This is a genomic window from Streptomyces sp. NPDC026377, assembly GCF_055567715.1.
The window spans coordinates 67,107-81,409 of the sequence record NZ_JBVHPV010000006.1 but is presented as its reverse complement, the minus strand read 5'-3'; the positions used below and the strand labels follow the sequence as shown (position 1 = coordinate 81,409).

13 protein-coding genes are annotated in these 14,303 nt (G+C 73.3%); 12 read left to right on the top strand and 1 reads right to left on the bottom strand.

The annotated features are described in order from the left end of the window. The first annotated feature begins 33 nt into the window (after positions 1 to 33). From ACZ4MU_RS14915 to ACZ4MU_RS14880, 8 genes are all read left to right on the top strand, one after another. Positions 34 to 1,143 carry a quinone-dependent dihydroorotate dehydrogenase gene (locus ACZ4MU_RS14915; RefSeq protein WP_467875698.1) on the top strand — a complete coding sequence of 370 codons (1,110 nt, stop codon included), beginning with the start codon at positions 34 to 36 and terminating at the stop codon, positions 1,141 to 1,143. Next, positions 1,140 to 1,979, top strand: a complete 840-nt coding sequence (gene pyrF, locus ACZ4MU_RS14910; protein WP_467875697.1) for an orotidine-5'-phosphate decarboxylase — start codon at positions 1,140 to 1,142, stop codon at positions 1,977 to 1,979. The genes ACZ4MU_RS14915 and pyrF overlap by 4 nt, the downstream gene beginning before the upstream one ends. Positions 1,980 to 2,254: 275 nt before the next feature. Continuing rightward, positions 2,255 to 2,578, top strand: a complete 324-nt coding sequence (locus ACZ4MU_RS14905; RefSeq protein ID WP_016638838.1) for an integration host factor — start codon at positions 2,255 to 2,257, stop codon at positions 2,576 to 2,578. Between the two features lie 38 nt (positions 2,579 to 2,616). Then, on the top strand, positions 2,617 to 3,210 hold the full coding sequence (gene gmk / locus ACZ4MU_RS14900; protein WP_467875695.1) for a guanylate kinase: 594 nt from the start codon (positions 2,617 to 2,619) through the stop codon (positions 3,208 to 3,210). A 25-nt stretch (positions 3,211 to 3,235) separates the two neighbouring features. Beyond that, the gene (rpoZ, locus tag ACZ4MU_RS14895; RefSeq protein WP_003970369.1) at positions 3,236 to 3,508 is read left to right on the top strand and encodes a DNA-directed RNA polymerase subunit omega; all 273 of its coding nucleotides are present in this window, start codon (positions 3,236 to 3,238) and stop codon (positions 3,506 to 3,508) included. A gap of 94 nt (positions 3,509 to 3,602) precedes the next feature. Then, the gene (gene coaBC / locus ACZ4MU_RS14890) at positions 3,603 to 4,805 is read left to right on the top strand and encodes a bifunctional phosphopantothenoylcysteine decarboxylase/phosphopantothenate--cysteine ligase CoaBC (RefSeq protein WP_467875692.1); all 1,203 of its coding nucleotides are present in this window, start codon (positions 3,603 to 3,605) and stop codon (positions 4,803 to 4,805) included. A 241-nt stretch (positions 4,806 to 5,046) separates the two neighbouring features. Then, positions 5,047 to 6,255, top strand: coding sequence for a methionine adenosyltransferase (metK, locus tag ACZ4MU_RS14885; RefSeq protein WP_467875690.1), 1,209 nt, complete (start codon positions 5,047 to 5,049; stop codon positions 6,253 to 6,255). A gap of 99 nt (positions 6,256 to 6,354) precedes the next feature. Then, positions 6,355 to 8,502, top strand: coding sequence for a primosomal protein N' (locus ACZ4MU_RS14880; protein ID WP_467875688.1), 2,148 nt, complete (start codon positions 6,355 to 6,357; stop codon positions 8,500 to 8,502). Between the two features lie 176 nt (positions 8,503 to 8,678). Here ACZ4MU_RS14880 and ACZ4MU_RS14875 read toward each other — a convergent pair whose 3' ends face one another. Continuing rightward, entirely contained in the window at positions 8,679 to 9,209 is a 531-nt protein-coding gene (locus tag ACZ4MU_RS14875; RefSeq protein ID WP_467875685.1) for a hypothetical protein, read from the bottom strand. 294 nt (positions 9,210 to 9,503) lie between these two features. Here ACZ4MU_RS14875 and fmt point away from each other — a divergent pair, with 294 nt between their 5' ends. The 4 genes from fmt (at position 9,504) to ACZ4MU_RS14855 (ending at position 14,152) form a co-directional block, all read left to right on the top strand. Continuing rightward, the gene (fmt, locus tag ACZ4MU_RS14870; protein ID WP_467875683.1) at positions 9,504 to 10,433 is read left to right on the top strand and encodes a methionyl-tRNA formyltransferase; all 930 of its coding nucleotides are present in this window, start codon (positions 9,504 to 9,506) and stop codon (positions 10,431 to 10,433) included. A gap of 89 nt (positions 10,434 to 10,522) precedes the next feature. Then, complete coding sequence (locus tag ACZ4MU_RS14865; protein ID WP_467875680.1) at positions 10,523 to 11,980, top strand: RsmB/NOP family class I SAM-dependent RNA methyltransferase; 1,458 nt, start codon at positions 10,523 to 10,525, stop codon at positions 11,978 to 11,980. 356 nt (positions 11,981 to 12,336) lie between these two features. Then, the gene (gene rpe, locus ACZ4MU_RS14860) at positions 12,337 to 13,020 is read left to right on the top strand and encodes a ribulose-phosphate 3-epimerase (protein WP_467875677.1); all 684 of its coding nucleotides are present in this window, start codon (positions 12,337 to 12,339) and stop codon (positions 13,018 to 13,020) included. 79 nt (positions 13,021 to 13,099) lie between these two features. Beyond that, positions 13,100 to 14,152, top strand: coding sequence for a sugar-binding transcriptional regulator (locus tag ACZ4MU_RS14855; RefSeq protein WP_467875675.1), 1,053 nt, complete (start codon positions 13,100 to 13,102; stop codon positions 14,150 to 14,152). Positions 14,153 to 14,303 lie beyond the last annotated feature (151 nt).

Genomic DNA, 14,303 nt, shown 5'->3' with positions numbered 1-14,303 from the left:
TCCGGTGTCCCCCTCCGCATGAGGACTCAAGACATGTACAAGCTGTTCTTCCACCTGGTCTTCAAGCGGATGGACCCGGAGCAGGCCCACCACCTGGCCTTCCGCTGGATCCGCCTCGCCGCCCGCATCCCCGTCCTGCGCACCTTCGTCGCGGCCGTCCTCGCGCCCCGTTACAAGGAGCTGCGCACCGAGGCGTTCGGGCTGCGCATGCACGGCCCGTTCGGGCTCGCCGCCGGCTTCGACAAGAACGCCGTGGCCATCGACGGCATGGCGATGCTCGGCTTCGACCACGTCGAGATCGGCACGGTCACGGGCGAGGCCCAGCCCGGAAACCCCAGGAAGCGGCTCTTCCGGCTGGTCCAGGACCGCGCGCTGATCAATCGCATGGGCTTCAACAACGAGGGCTCCGCGGCCGTCGCCGAGCGCCTGGCCGCCCGCAGGGCCGTCTTCCGCACGACGGTCGGCGTCAACATCGGCAAGACCAAGACCGTCCCCGAGGCGGACGCCGCCGCCGACTACGTGAAGTCGACCGAGCGCCTCGCCGCGCACGCCGACTACCTGGTCGTCAACGTCTCCTCGCCCAACACCCCCGGGCTGCGCAACCTCCAGGCGACCGAGTCGCTGCGCCCGCTGCTCACCGCGGTGCGCGAGGCCGCGGACCGCACGGTGACCGACAGGCGGGTGCCGCTGCTCGTCAAGATCGCCCCGGACCTGGCGGACGAGGACGTGGACGCGGTCGCGGACCTCTCGGTCGAGCTCGGCCTGGACGGCATCATCGCCACCAACACCACCATCGCGCGCGAGGGCCTCGGTCTGAAGTCCGGCCCCGCGCTCGTCAAGGAGACCGGCGGCCTCTCCGGCGCCCCGCTCAAGGAGCGCTCCCTGGAGGTCCTGAGCCGCCTCTACGCGCGCGTAGGCGACCGGATCACCCTGGTGGGCGTCGGCGGCATCGAGACGGCCGAGGACGCCTGGCAGCGGATCCTGGCCGGGGCCACCCTGGTCCAGGGCTACAGCGCCTTCGTCTACGAGGGCCCCTTCTGGGGCCGGGCGATCCACAAGGGCCTCGCGGCCCGGCTCGCCGCCTCCCCCTACGCCACCCTCGCCGAGGCCGTCGGCGCCGAGACCCGAAAGGCCGTGAAGTGAGTCTTCCCTTCGGCGCGCGGCTGCGCCACGCCATGGACGAGCGGGGCCCGCTCTGCGTCGGCATCGACCCGCACGCCTCCCTGCTCGCCGAGTGGGGCCTGAGCGACGACGTCGCGGGGGTGGAGCGGTTCTCCCGCTCGGTCGTCGAGGCCCTCGCCGAGCGGGTGGCCGTCTTCAAGCCGCAGGCGGCGTTCTTCGAGCGCTTCGGCTCGCGCGGCATCGCGGTCCTGGAGCGCACCGTGGCGGACGCCCGCGCGGCCGGCACGCTGGTCCTGATGGACGCCAAGCGCGGCGACATCGGCTCCACCATGGCCGCGTACGCCGAGACCTTCCTGCACCCGGACGCGCCGCTGTTCTCCGACGCGCTCACCGTCTCGCCCTACCTCGGCTACGGCTCGCTGAAGCCCGCCGTGGAGCTGGCGCGCGAGAGCGGCGCCGGGCTCTTCGTGCTCGCCCTGACCTCCAACCCGGAGGGCGCGGAGGTGCAGCGCGCGGTGCGCGAGGACGGCCGCACGATCGGCGCGACGATGCTGGCGCACCTGGCGGACGAGAACGCCGACGCGGCCCCGATGGGCTCGTTCGGCGCCGTGGTCGGGGCGACGCTGGGCGATCTGTCCGCCTTCGACCTCGACATCAACGGACCGCTGCTGGCTCCGGGCATCGGCGCGCAGGGCGCGACGGCCGCGGACCTGCCCGCGGTCTTCGGCGCGGCCGTGCGCAACGTGGTCCCGAACGTCAGCCGGGGTGTTCTGCGTCACGGCCCCGACCTCGTCGGGCTCCAGGACGCGGCGGCCCGCTTCGCGGACGAGATCCGCACCGCGGTGGCCTCGGCCTGACGGTCGGCGCGGCCCCCGGAGGAGTCCGCGCGCCAAAGGTTGACGCATTCCTTACCCAAAACCGGGGTGTTATGTCGTGAATGTCCTGGTCGGCAGAGGCTGACCAGGACTTTTCGTCTGTTCTCGCTGACTGGAGCGGTCCAGGCCGCTAGTCTCCGACGAGAGCAGAGACGAGCGAACGGGCAAGACGCGTCGCTCGTTGCTCGCCTGGTGTGGGGCGACCAGCCTCCGCACCGGTCCGTATCCGACAGTTCGACATCCGAGGTGACGTAGGCGTGGCTCTTCCGCCCCTTACCCCTGAACAGCGCGCAGCCGCGCTCGAAAAGGCCGCCGCGGCTCGCCGGGAGCGGGCCGAGGTCAAGAATCGACTCAAGCACTCCGGCGCCTCCCTCCACGAGGTCATCAAGCAGGGCCAGGAGAACGACGTCATCGGGAAGATGAAGGTCTCCGCCCTCCTTGAGTCCCTGCCCGGTGTGGGCAAGGTCCGGGCCAAGCAGATCATGGAGCGGCTGGGGATCTCCGAGAGCCGCCGTGTGCGGGGTCTCGGCTCCAACCAGATCGCATCCCTGGAGCGTGAGTTCGGCGGCTCCGGGGCCTGACGTCCCGGGCACCCCCGGGAAGCTGGAATAATCGGTGCATGGCAGCTTCACCCCGGGGGTCATCCCCCGTACCCCCGGACGCACGTCCGCGGCTGACCGTGCTCTCCGGCCCCTCCGGGGTCGGCAAGAGCACGGTCGTCGCTCATATGCGCAAGGTCCACCCCGAGGTCTGGCTCTCGGTGTCGGCGACGACCCGCAAGCCGCGCCCCGGCGAACGCCACGGCGTCCACTACTTCTTCGTGGACGACGAGGAGTTCGAGAAGCTGGTCGCCAACGGCGAACTGCTCGAATGGGCCGAATTCGCGGGCAACCGCTACGGCACGCCCCGCCGCGCCGTCCTGGACCGCCTGGAGGCCGGTGAGCCGGTCCTCCTGGAGATCGACCTCCAGGGCGCCCGGCTGGTGCGCGAGTCGATGCCGGAGGCCCAGCTCGTCTTCCTGGCCCCGCCGAGCTGGGACGAACTGGTCCGCCGGCTCACCGGCCGCGGCACCGAGGCCCCCGAGGTCATCGAGCGCAGGCTCGCCGCCGCCAAGGTGGAACTGGCCGCGGAGTCGGAGTTCGACACGACCCTGGTCAACACCTCCGTCGAGGACGTAGCGCGCGAGCTGCTAGCCTTGATGAGAGTTCTTTGATTTTTCACCCCTTCGGAAGGCAGACGTGTCCTCTTCCATCACCACGCCCGAGGGCATCATCAACCCGCCGATTGATGAGCTGCTCGAAGCAACCGACTCGAAGTACAGCCTCGTGATCTACGCGGCCAAGCGCGCCCGTCAGATCAACGCGTACTACTCGCAGCTCGGTGAGGGCCTGCTGGAGTACGTCGGCCCCCTGGTGGACACGCACGTCCACGAGAAGCCCCTCTCCATCGCGCTTCGCGAGATCAACGCGGGTCTGCTGACCTCCGAGGCCATCGAGGGCCCGGCCCAGTAAGGCCTCCGTTACGTGTGACCACAGGCCCGGCAGCGTGACTGCCGGGCCTGTGGTGTGTCATAGACGAGTACGTATCCGAATGCGGGGAGACGCGGTGGACAGGCCGAAGGTCGTTCTGGGGGTCAGCGGCGGCATCGCCGCCTACAAGGCGTGCGAGCTGCTGCGCAGGCTCACCGAGTCCGGGCACGACACCCGTGTGGTGCCGACCGCCGCGGCGCTGCACTTCGTGGGCGCGGCCACCTGGTCGGCGCTCTCCGGGCACCCCGTCTCCACCGAGGTGTGGAACGACGTCCACGAGGTGCCGCACGTCAGGATCGGCCAGGACGCCGACCTCGTCGTCGTCGCCCCCGCCACCGCGGACATGCTGGCCAAGGCGGCCCACGGCCTCGCCGACGACCTGCTCACCAACACCCTGCTCACCGCCCGCTGTCCGGTCGTCTTCGCCCCCGCGATGCACACCGAGATGTGGGAGCACCCCGCCACCCAGGAGAACGTGGCCACGCTGCGCCGCCGGGGCGCGGTCGTCATCGAGCCCGCCGTCGGCCGCCTCACCGGCGTCGACACCGGCAAGGGCCGGCTGCCCGACCCCGGCGAGATCTTCGAGGTCTGCCGCAGGGTGCTGGCCCGCGGGACCGCCGAGCGGGACCTCGAAGGCCGCCACGTGGTGGTCAGCGCGGGCGGCACGCGCGAGCCGCTGGACCCGGTCCGCTACCTGGGGAACCGTTCCTCCGGAAAGCAGGGGTATGCCCTGGCCCGCACCGCCGTGGCCCGGGGCGCCCGCGTCACGCTGATCGAGGCCAACACGGGGCTGCCCGACCCGGCCGGGGCCGACGTCGTCCGGGTGGGCACCGCCGTTCAACTGCGGGAGGCCGTGCTGAAGGCCGCCGCGGACGCGGACGCGGTGGTCATGGCGGCGGCCGTGGCCGATTTCCGGCCGGAGTCGTACGCCGCCGGGAAGATCAAGAAAAGGGACGGCCAGGAGCCCGCTCCGCTCACCCTGGTCCGCAACCCCGACGTCCTCGCCGAGATCTCCGCCGACCGGGCGCGCCCGGGCCAGGTGGTCGTCGGCTTCGCCGCCGAGACCGACGACGTCCTGGCCAACGGCCGCGAGAAGCTGCGCCGCAAGGGCTGCGACCTGCTGGTCGTCAACGAGGTGGGGGAGCGCAAGACCTTCGGCTCGGAGGAGAACGAGGCGGTCGTGCTCGCCGCCGACGGGACGGAGACACCGGTTCCGTACGGGCCGAAAGAGGCTCTCGCGGACGTGGTGTGGGATCTCGTGGCCCCGCGTTTCGCATAAATTCACGCGCGCCCCGACGGCGGGCCCAAACCCGCCAAAATCCGCTCCGCGAGCCCCAGATGGAGTCCGATCCGCGTACCGCGGAACGCGGTGTCGCAGGTCACAGAGCTTTCAATGTGCGAGACAAGTGGCCCGGTGAGCGGTACCGACCGATAAACTGGCGGTGGAACGATGTCGGGCGCAGCCTCCGGCCCGTTCCACCCATGATCAGCCAGCAGCCGCTGCAACCCCAGGGAGCATTGTGTCCCGTCGTCTGTTCACCTCGGAATCCGTGACCGAGGGTCACCCCGACAAGATCGCTGACCAGATCAGCGACACGATCCTCGACGCGCTCCTGCGCGAGGACCCGACGTCCCGTGTCGCCGTGGAGACCCTGATCACCACGGGTCTGGTCCACGTCGCGGGCGAGGTCACGACCAAGGCGTACGCGCCCATCGCCCAGCTGGTCCGGGACAAGATCCTGGAGATCGGGTACGACTCGTCGAAGAAGGGCTTCGACGGCGCCTCCTGCGGCGTGTCGGTCTCCATCGGCGCGCAGTCCCCGGACATCGCGCAGGGCGTCGACACCGCGTACGAGAAGCGGGTCGAGGGCGACGAGGACGAGCTCGACAAGCAGGGCGCCGGCGACCAGGGCCTGATGTTCGGCTACGCCTGCGACGAGACGCCCGAGCTGATGCCGCTCCCGATCCACCTGGCGCACCGCCTCTCGCGCCGGCTCTCCGAGGTGCGCAAGAACGGGACCATCCCCTACCTGCGCCCCGACGGCAAGACCCAGGTCACCATCGAGTACGACGGCGACAAGGCGGTCCGCCTCGACACCGTCGTCGTCTCCTCGCAGCACGCGAGCGACATCGACCTGGACTCGCTGCTCGCCCCCGACATCCGCGAGTTCGTCGTCGAGCACGTCCTCAAGCAGCTCGTCGAGGACGGCATCAAGCTCGACACCGACGGCTACCGCCTGCTGGTCAACCCCACCGGCCGCTTCGAGATCGGCGGCCCGATGGGCGACGCCGGCCTCACCGGCCGCAAGATCATCATCGACACGTACGGCGGCATGGCCCGCCACGGCGGCGGCGCCTTCTCCGGCAAGGACCCGTCCAAGGTCGACCGCTCCGCCGCGTACGCGATGCGCTGGGTGGCCAAGAACGTCGTCGCCGCCGGTCTCGCGGCCCGCTGCGAGGTCCAGGTCGCGTACGCGATCGGCAAGGCCGAGCCGGTCGGTCTCTTCGTGGAGACCTTCGGCACCGCCACGATCGACACGGACAAGATCGAGACCGCCATCACCGAGGTCTTCGACCTCCGCCCGGCGGCCATCATCCGCGACCTCGACCTGCTCCGCCCGATCTACGCCCAGACCGCCGCGTACGGCCACTTCGGCCGCGAGCTCCCCGACTTCACCTGGGAGCGCACGGACCGGGTGGACGCGCTGCGCACGGCAGCGGGGCTGTAGCCCGACCCGGCTCCACGGTGGCCCCGGACCGGTGCGGTCCGGGGCCGCGGTGCGTCCGGGCTCGGGCCGCTGTCAGTGGTGTCTGGTAGGAATTTGGCTGTGAGCAGCGAGAACGAGAAGCCGGGCGGGGGCGCCGAGGGGGGCGGGGCGGAGCAGCTCGCGCTGATTCGGGAGACCGTGCGCAAGGCCAAGGTGCCCAGGGCCAAGCCGCGGACCTGGCGCGGCGCCGCGCTGGCCAAGGCCCTGCCCGTGGCGCGGGTGGTGGTGGACAAGGGCGGGGTCCACCTCGACCGGTACTTCGACTACGCGGTTCCCGAGGAGCTGGACGCGGACGCCCAGCCCGGGGTGCGGGTGCGGGTGCGCTTCGGGGCCGGGGCGCGCCAGGTGCGCGACGGGCGCCGCGAGGGCGGCGGGCTGATCGACGGGTTCGTGGTCGAGCGCCTCGCCGAGTCCGACTACTCGGGGCCGCTCGCCGCGCTCGCCGGTGTCGTCTCCCCCGAGCGGGTGCTCAGCCCCGAGATGCTCGCCCTGGCCCGCGCGGTCGCCGACCGGTACGCGGGCAGCCTGGCGGACGTGCTCCAGCTAGCGGTGCCGCCCAGAAACGCACGGGCCGAGTCCAAGCCCTCGCCCGAGCCGCCGGGGCCCCCGCCGGAGCCGGACGCGGGGACGTGGGGGCGGTACGGGAACGGGGGCGCGTTCCTGCGCGCGCTCGCCGCGGGCGGGGCGCCGCGCGCCGTGTGGACCGCGCTGCCCGGTCCCTCCTGGGCCGAGGAGATCGCCCGGGCCGTGGCGGCCACCCTGGCGGGCGGGCGCGGCGCGCTGGTCGTGGTGCCCGACGGGCGCAGCGCCGGACGGGTCGACGCCGCGCTCACCGCGCTGCTCGGGGAGGGGCGGCACGCGCTGCTGACCGCCGAGTCCGGCCCGGAGAAGCGGTACCGGCAGTGGCTCGCGGTGCGGCGCGGTTCGGTGCGGGCCGTGGTCGGCACCCGGGCCGCGATGTTCGCCCCCGTCGAGAAGCTCGGCCTGGTGGTCGTCTGGGAGGACGGCGACTCCAGCCACAGCGACGACCACGCGCCCTTCCCGCACGTCCGCGAGGTCCTTGAGCTGCGCGCCACCCACGACAGATGCGCGTTCCTGCTGGGCAGTACGAGCTGTACGGTCGAGGCCGCCCAGCTCGTCGAGAGCGGCTGGGCGGCGCCGTTGGTGGCGGACCGCGCCACCGTACGGTCGGCCGCGCCCCTGGTGCGTACGGTCGGGGACGGCGAGCTGGCCCGCGACGAGGCGGCCCGGGCCGCACGGCTCCCCAGCCTCGCCTGGCAGGCCGTCCGGGACGGTCTGAAGAGCGGCCCGGTCCTGGTCCAGGTGCCCCGCCGGGGCTATGTGCCCCGTCTCTCCTGCGAGCGCTGCCGCACCCCGGCCCGGTGCCGGCACTGCGCCGGGCCCCTGGAGGCGCCGGACGAGCGGGACCTGCGGTGCGGGTGGTGCGGGCGGAACGAGCCGGAGTGGCGTTGCGCGGAGTGCGGCGGCGTCCGGCTCAGGGCGCGGGTCGTGGGCGCGCGCCGGACCGCCGAGGAGCTCGGCCGGGCGTTCCCCGCCGTGCCGGTGCGGACCTCCGGGCGCGACCACGTACTGGACAGCGTGCCCGGGCGGCCCGCGCTCGTCGTCTCCACTCCCGGCGCCGAGCCGGTCGCCGAGGGCGGGTACGCGGCGGCGCTGCTCCTGGACGGCTGGGCCATGCTCGGGCGGCCCGACCTGCGCGCCGGGGAGGAGGCGCTGCGCCGCTGGATCGGCGCGGCCTCCCTGGTGCGCGGCCAGGATGAGGGCGGCACGGTGGTGGTGGTCGCCGAGCCGACCCTGCGGCCGGTCCAGGCCCTGGTCCGCTGGGACCCGGTCGGCCACGCCCTGCGCGAGCTGGCCGAGCGGGCCGAGCTGGGCTTCCCCCCGGTCTCCCGGATGGCCGAGGTCACCGGGCGCGCGGAGGCGGTGGAGACGTTCCTGACGAGTGTTCGGCTGCCGCCCGACGCACAGATCCTGGGCCCGGTCCTGATGCGCCCGAGCGAGCCGGGCCGGGCCCGGCGCCCCGGCGACCCTCCGGTGGGGGAGACCTGGGAGCGGGCGCTGCTGCGCGTGCCACCGGGCAGCGGCGCGGCCCTGGCCACGGCCCTCAAGACCGCCCAGGCGGGACGGCTGGCGCGCGGGGGCGGCGATCCGGTGCGGATCAGGGTGGACCCGCCGGACATCGGCTGAGGGGGCGGCGGGCGGAGCGGGCGCGGCCTGGCGGGCGGCGGGGCGCCACCGGTCCCGCGGGCGGCCGCGCGTACGCCCGGTCCGGGAAACCCAGCCCCCGCGCCCCCGCGCCCCCGCAGACAGGTGCCCCCGGCGCACACGCGGGTGCGACGAGGGCACGGAAGACGAGGGGGCGGTCAGCCGTTGCGCGGCCCCGGGAGCGCCGTCGTGCGGGCCTCCTCGCGCAGCGACTGCGTGGTCGCCGTCGGCTGGGGCGGCATCGAACGCGCGGCCGGAACCGCGGGGATCACGGCGGGCACCGGCAGCGTGCGCGTCACCGTCGCCTCTGCCGGGCGCTCGGCCTCGGTGCTCTGCGCGGCGGCCCGCCGCGCCCCGTACCGCCGGTGCACCGCCTGCTTGGTGACTCCGAGCGCCGAGCCCACCGCGTCCCACGAGAAGCCCAGGGAACGGTCGAAGTCGACCGCCGCGGTGACCAGGGTCTCCACGCTGTCCCGCAGCTCCTGGGCGAGCCGGACGGTGGGGGCGGGGGCCCGGCCGTAGACGACGAAGCCCGTGGACGGGCCGGAGCGGCGCGGACGGTAGACGTTGCCGAGCTGGGCGGTGAGGGTGCGCAGCGCGTCCACCTGCCGGCGGACCCGCTCGATGTCCCGCACCAACAGGTGAAGACTGGCCCGTGCCTGGGCGTCGTGGGTTGCGTGGTCGGCCATGAACAAGCCTCTCGGACCGGCGTTGTTGAAAAGGGATCGGGCCGCACGCGCGGCCCGTTTCGGTCAATCTCTCTTGACCAACGCGCCACCCGCTCTTGTGGTCACGGTGCGGGGGCGTATGGGTCTGTGCGCAGGGCGCGCGAAGTGGCGTACGCCCCTGTCCCGATACCGCGAAAGGAAACCCGAACAGAGCACTCGAACGTCATCGGCGGCGGCACGGCCGGGAGACCCAACCGACCGGCCCGGGCACGCAATAGACTGGGCGTCGCTCTCTACAAAGCGAGGTACTCCCCAGTGAAGCTCGTCTTCGCAGGCACCCCCGAGGTCGCCGTTCCCGCCCTTGACGCCCTGATCGCCTCCGGGCGGCACGAGGTCGCCGCCGTGGTGACCCGGCCGGACGCGCCCGCCGGACGCGGTCGCCATCTGGTGGCGAGCCCCGTCGCCCAGCGCGCCGAGGAGGCCGGCATCGAGGTGCTGAAGCCGGTGAAGCCGCGCGACGAGGACTTCCTGGCGCGGCTGCGCGAGATCGCCCCCGACTGCTGCCCCGTCGTCGCCTACGGGGCGCTGCTCCCGCAGGTGGCGCTGGACATCCCGGTGCACGGCTGGGTGAACCTGCACTTCTCGCTGCTCCCCGCCTGGCGCGGCGCCGCCCCCGTCCAGCACGCGCTGATGGCGGGTGACGAGATCACCGGGGCCTCGACGTTCCAGATCGAGAAGGGCCTGGACTCCGGTCCGCTGTACGGGACGGTGACCGAGGTCGTCCGCCCCACCGACACCAGCGGCGATCTGCTGACCCGGCTCGCCTTCGCCGGTTCCGGGCTGCTGGCCGCCACCATGGACGGCATCGAGGACGGCACGCTCAAGGCCGTTCCGCAGCCGGCGGACGGGATCACCCTGGCCCCCAAGATCACCGTCGAGGACGCGCAGATCGACTGGGCCGCGCCCGCGCTCCGGGTCGACCGCGTGGTGCGCGGCTGCACCCCGGCCCCGGGCGCCTGGACGCTCTTCCGGGGCGAGCGGCTCAAGCTCGTCCAGGCGGCGCCGGTCCCGGACCGCACCGACCTGGCGCCGGGCGAGCTGTCCGCGGGGAAGAACAACGTGTACGTGGGCACCGGCTCGCACGCCGTCGAGCTGCTCTGGGTCCAGCCCCAGGGCAAGAAGCCGATGAAGGGCGCCGACTGGGCGCGCGGCGTGCGCATCGCCCCGGGCGAGCACGTCGGCTGAACCGGGCGCGCGGACCCGGGTGGGGGCGCGCGGCGAACAGTCGTAGGCTGGTCGGGTTCGCACCATCTGACCAGCGGAGCACCTTCCACGTGAACGATCAGCCGCACGGCCGTCCCCGCAGCAGCGACGGCAAGGGCGGCGGCAAGCCGTACCGCCGCCCCAAGAAGGACCCCGTCCGCATCCTCGCCTTCGAGGCGCTGCGCGCCGTCGACGAGCGGGACGCGTACGCCAACCTCGTACTGCCGCCGCTGCTGCGCAAGGCCCGCGAGGGCGGGAACTTCGACGGCCGTGACGCGGCGCTCGCCACCGAGCTCGTCTACGGCACCCTGCGCCGCCAGGGCACCTACGACGCGATCATCGCGGCCTGCATCGACCGGCCGCTGCGCGAGGTGGACCCGCCGGTCCTCGATGTGCTCGCGCTCGGCGCGCACCAGCTGCTCGGGACCCGCATCCCCAGCCACGCCGCGGTCTCCGCCAGCGTGGAGCTCGCCCGTGTGGTGCTCGGCGACGGCCGGGCCCGCTTCGTCAACGCCGTACTTCGCAAGATCGCGGCGGACGACCTGGACGGCTGGCTGGAGAAGATCGCGCCCCCGTACGACGAGGACGCCGAGGACCACCTCGCCCTGGTCCATTCGCACCCGCGATGGGTCGTCTCGGCCCTCTGGGACGCGCTGGGCGGCGGTCGCGCGGGCATCGAGGACCTTCTGGAGGCCGACAACGAGCGGCCCGAGGTGACCCTGGTGGCCCGTCCCGGCCGCTCCACCACCGACGAACTCATGGACGCCCTCGGCGAGGACAGCGCGCTGCCCGGCCGCTGGTCCCCCTACGCCGTACGGATGGCCGAGGGCGGCGAGCCGGGTGCGCTGGAGGCCGTGAAGGACGGCCGGGCCGGTGTGCAGGACGAGGGCAGCCAGCTGGTGGCCGTCGCACTCGCGAACGCGCCGGTCGAGGGGCGCGACGAGCGCTGGCTGGACGGCTGCGCCGGTCCCGGCGGCAAGGCGGCGCTGCTCGCCGCCCTCGCGGCCGAGCGCGGGGCGCTGCTGCTCGCCTCCGAGAAGCAGCCGCACCGGGCCCGGCTGGTGGAGCGGGCGCTCGCCGGCAACCCCGGCCCGTACCAGGTGATCACGGCGGACGGCACCCGGCCGCCGTGGCGGGAGGGCTCCTTCGACCGCGTCCTGATGGATGTGCCGTGCTCCGGCCTGGGTGCCCTGCGCCGCCGCCCCGAGGCCCGGTGGCGCAGGCGCCCCGAGGATCTGGAGGGCTTCGCGCCGCTCCAGCGCGGGCTGCTGCGCGAGGCGCTGTCGGCGGTCCGGGTGGGCGGCGTCGTCGGATACGCGACCTGCTCGCCGCACCTCGCCGAGACGCGGATCGTGGTGGAGGACGTGCTCAAGGGCCGGGGCGGGGCTCCCGTCGAGGCCGAGTGGATCGACGTACGGCCGCTGATGCCGGGCGTCGCGGGGCTGGGCGAGGGGCCCGACGTACAGCTGTGGCCGCATCTGCACGGCACGGACGCGATGTATCTGGCGCTGCTGCGGCGCACGGCGTGAGATGAGGGGCCCGGAGCGGTGAACTCCGGGCCCGCTCGCGCCGGTTGAGGCGCTGGGCGCCGGGCGTACGGGCCCCGCAGGTGCGGGGGCGGTCCCTCCTCGGGTTCCCGCGACAGCCGCCGCGGTCACCGGACCCCACGTCCGGGAAGAGCGGCGTGAGCAGGACCGAGCGGACCGCGAAGGTGTCGAGCCACTCCCGAAACGGACTAAAACGGCCTGAAACGCCAAAATTGCACGGAGCGTCCCGGCCCGGTGAGTCGTGGGAGAGGCGTAGGAGAGACGTAGGTCTCGCCTCCCGCGGGCACCGAGTCCGTACCGTGGCTGGCAAGTGGTGCCGGGCATGGCAGGCTTGGGGCATGGCTCAGATCAACCCCAGCATCCTCTCCGCCGACTTCGCCCGTCTCGCCGAAGAGGCCAAGGCCGTCGAAGGCGCCGACTGGCTGCACGTGGACGTCATGGACAACCACTTCGTGCCCAACCTCACGCTGGGTGTGCCGGTCGTGGAATCCCTGCGCCGGGCGACGGACACCCCGCTGGACTGCCATCTGATGATCGAGGACCCGGACCGGTGGGCCCCGCAGTACGTGGAGGCCGGAGCCGGGTCGGTCACCTTCCACGCCGAGGCCGCCGCCGCGCCCGTGCGGCTCGCGCGGGAGATCCGGGCCAAGGGAGCGCGGGCGTCGATGGCGCTCAAGCCCGCGACGCCCATCGAGCCGTACGAGGACCTGCTGCCCGAGCTGGACATGCTGCTCATCATGACCGTGGAGCCGGGCTTCGGCGGCCAGCCCTTCCTCGATGTGATGCTGCCCAAGATCCGCCGCACCCGGGAGCTGATCTCCAAGCACGGCCTCGAACTGTGGCTCCAGGTGGACGGCGGGGTCTCCGCGACGACCATCGAGCGGTGCGCGGAGGCGGGCGCGGACGTCTTCGTGGCCGGGTCGGCCGTCTACGGGGCGAAGGACCCCGCCGACGCGGTGCGTACCCTGCGCTCCATGGCGGAACGGAGCACGGCCGACGCCCCATGGGCATGCGGCCACTGAGCCACGGCTCGGTGAACGCGGCCCTCCGGGGCTGATCAAGGACCGTTGGATCTGACAGGATGAACAGCGAGTCCAGAGTGTGAACAGCAGTGAGGAGATCGCGGTGTCTGCAATGTCGGCGGGACGGTCAGCCCTGCGGATGGGACCCGCGGAGCTGGTGCAGGCGGCGGCGATGGCCCGCCGCTTCTATCTGGAGGGCAAGTCCAAGATCCAGATTGCCGAGGAGTTCGGCGTCAGCCGCTTCAAGGTGGCCCGGGTCCTGGAGACCGCCCTGGAGCGCGACCTCGTGAGAATCGAGATCCGCGTCCCGGCGGAGCTGGACGCGGAGCGCTCGGACGCGCTGCGCGCCCGGTACGGGCTGCGGCACGCGGTCGTCGTGGAGTCCCCGGAGGCGGGCGAGGACGAGTCGTCGCCGGACCCGGAGAACCTGGGTGAGGTGGCCGCCGATCTCCTCGGCGAGCTGGTCAGCGAGGGCGATGTGCTGGGCCTGGCCTGGGGCCGGTCCACCATCCACATGGCCGCGGCCCTCGACCGGCTGCCGCCCTGCACGGTCGTGCAGCTCACCGGGGTGTACGACGCGGGCACCGCCGAGCGCGGCTCGGTCGAGGCCGTACGGCGTGCCGCCCAGGTGTCCGGCGGCGACGCCCACCCCATCTACGCGCCGATGCTGCTGCCGGATGCCGCCACCGCGGCCGCCCTGCGCAACCAGACCGGGATCGCGCGGGCCTTCGAGTACTTCGACAAGGTGACCGTGGCGGCCGTGTCCATCGGGTCGTGGGAGCCGGGGATCTCCACGGTGCACGACATGCTGACCGACGAGGAGCGGGCGCACTACGCCTCGCTCGGCGTCGCGGCCGAGATGTCCGCCCATCTGTTCGACGCGGAGGGGCGGCGGGTCGGGCGGGACCTCGGGGAGCGGTGCATCACGGTCGAGGCGGACCGGCTGCGGCGGATTCCGGAGGTCGTGGCGATCGCCGGGGGGGCGCGGAAGGCGTCGGCGATCGACGCGGTGCTGCGGTCGGGGCTGGTCACCAGCTTGGTGACCGATACGGCCGCGGCGGACTTTCTGCTGCATGAGACCGGTGTGCAGCCTCGGCCCGCGCTGGATCGGGCGGACCCCGACGGGGTCTGAGGCTTCGGCCCGGCTGGGCCCCTTTGTGGCTGCGCCCCCGCCCCTTTTGTCTGCGGACCCGGTGGGGGCCGGTCGCGCGGTTCCCCGCGCTCCTGGGGGACGGGGGTTGTGCACCACGTGCCGTCCGCCCGGGAGGCGGGGCTGTCCCGCC

Excerpts from the sequence above, each read along its gene's own strand:
- ACZ4MU_RS14875 (WP_467875685.1), bottom strand. The coding sequence starts at position 9,209 with ATGGCCGACCACGCAACCCACGACGCCCAGGCACGGGCCAGTCTTCAC.
- ACZ4MU_RS14915 (WP_467875698.1), top strand. The coding sequence starts at position 34 with ATGTACAAGCTGTTCTTCCACCTGGTCTTCAAGCGGATGGACCCGGAG.
- rpe (WP_467875677.1), top strand. The coding sequence starts at position 12,337 with ATGGCTCAGATCAACCCCAGCATCCTCTCCGCCGACTTCGCCCGTCTC.
- gmk (WP_467875695.1), top strand. The coding sequence starts at position 2,617 with ATGGCAGCTTCACCCCGGGGGTCATCCCCCGTACCCCCGGACGCACGT.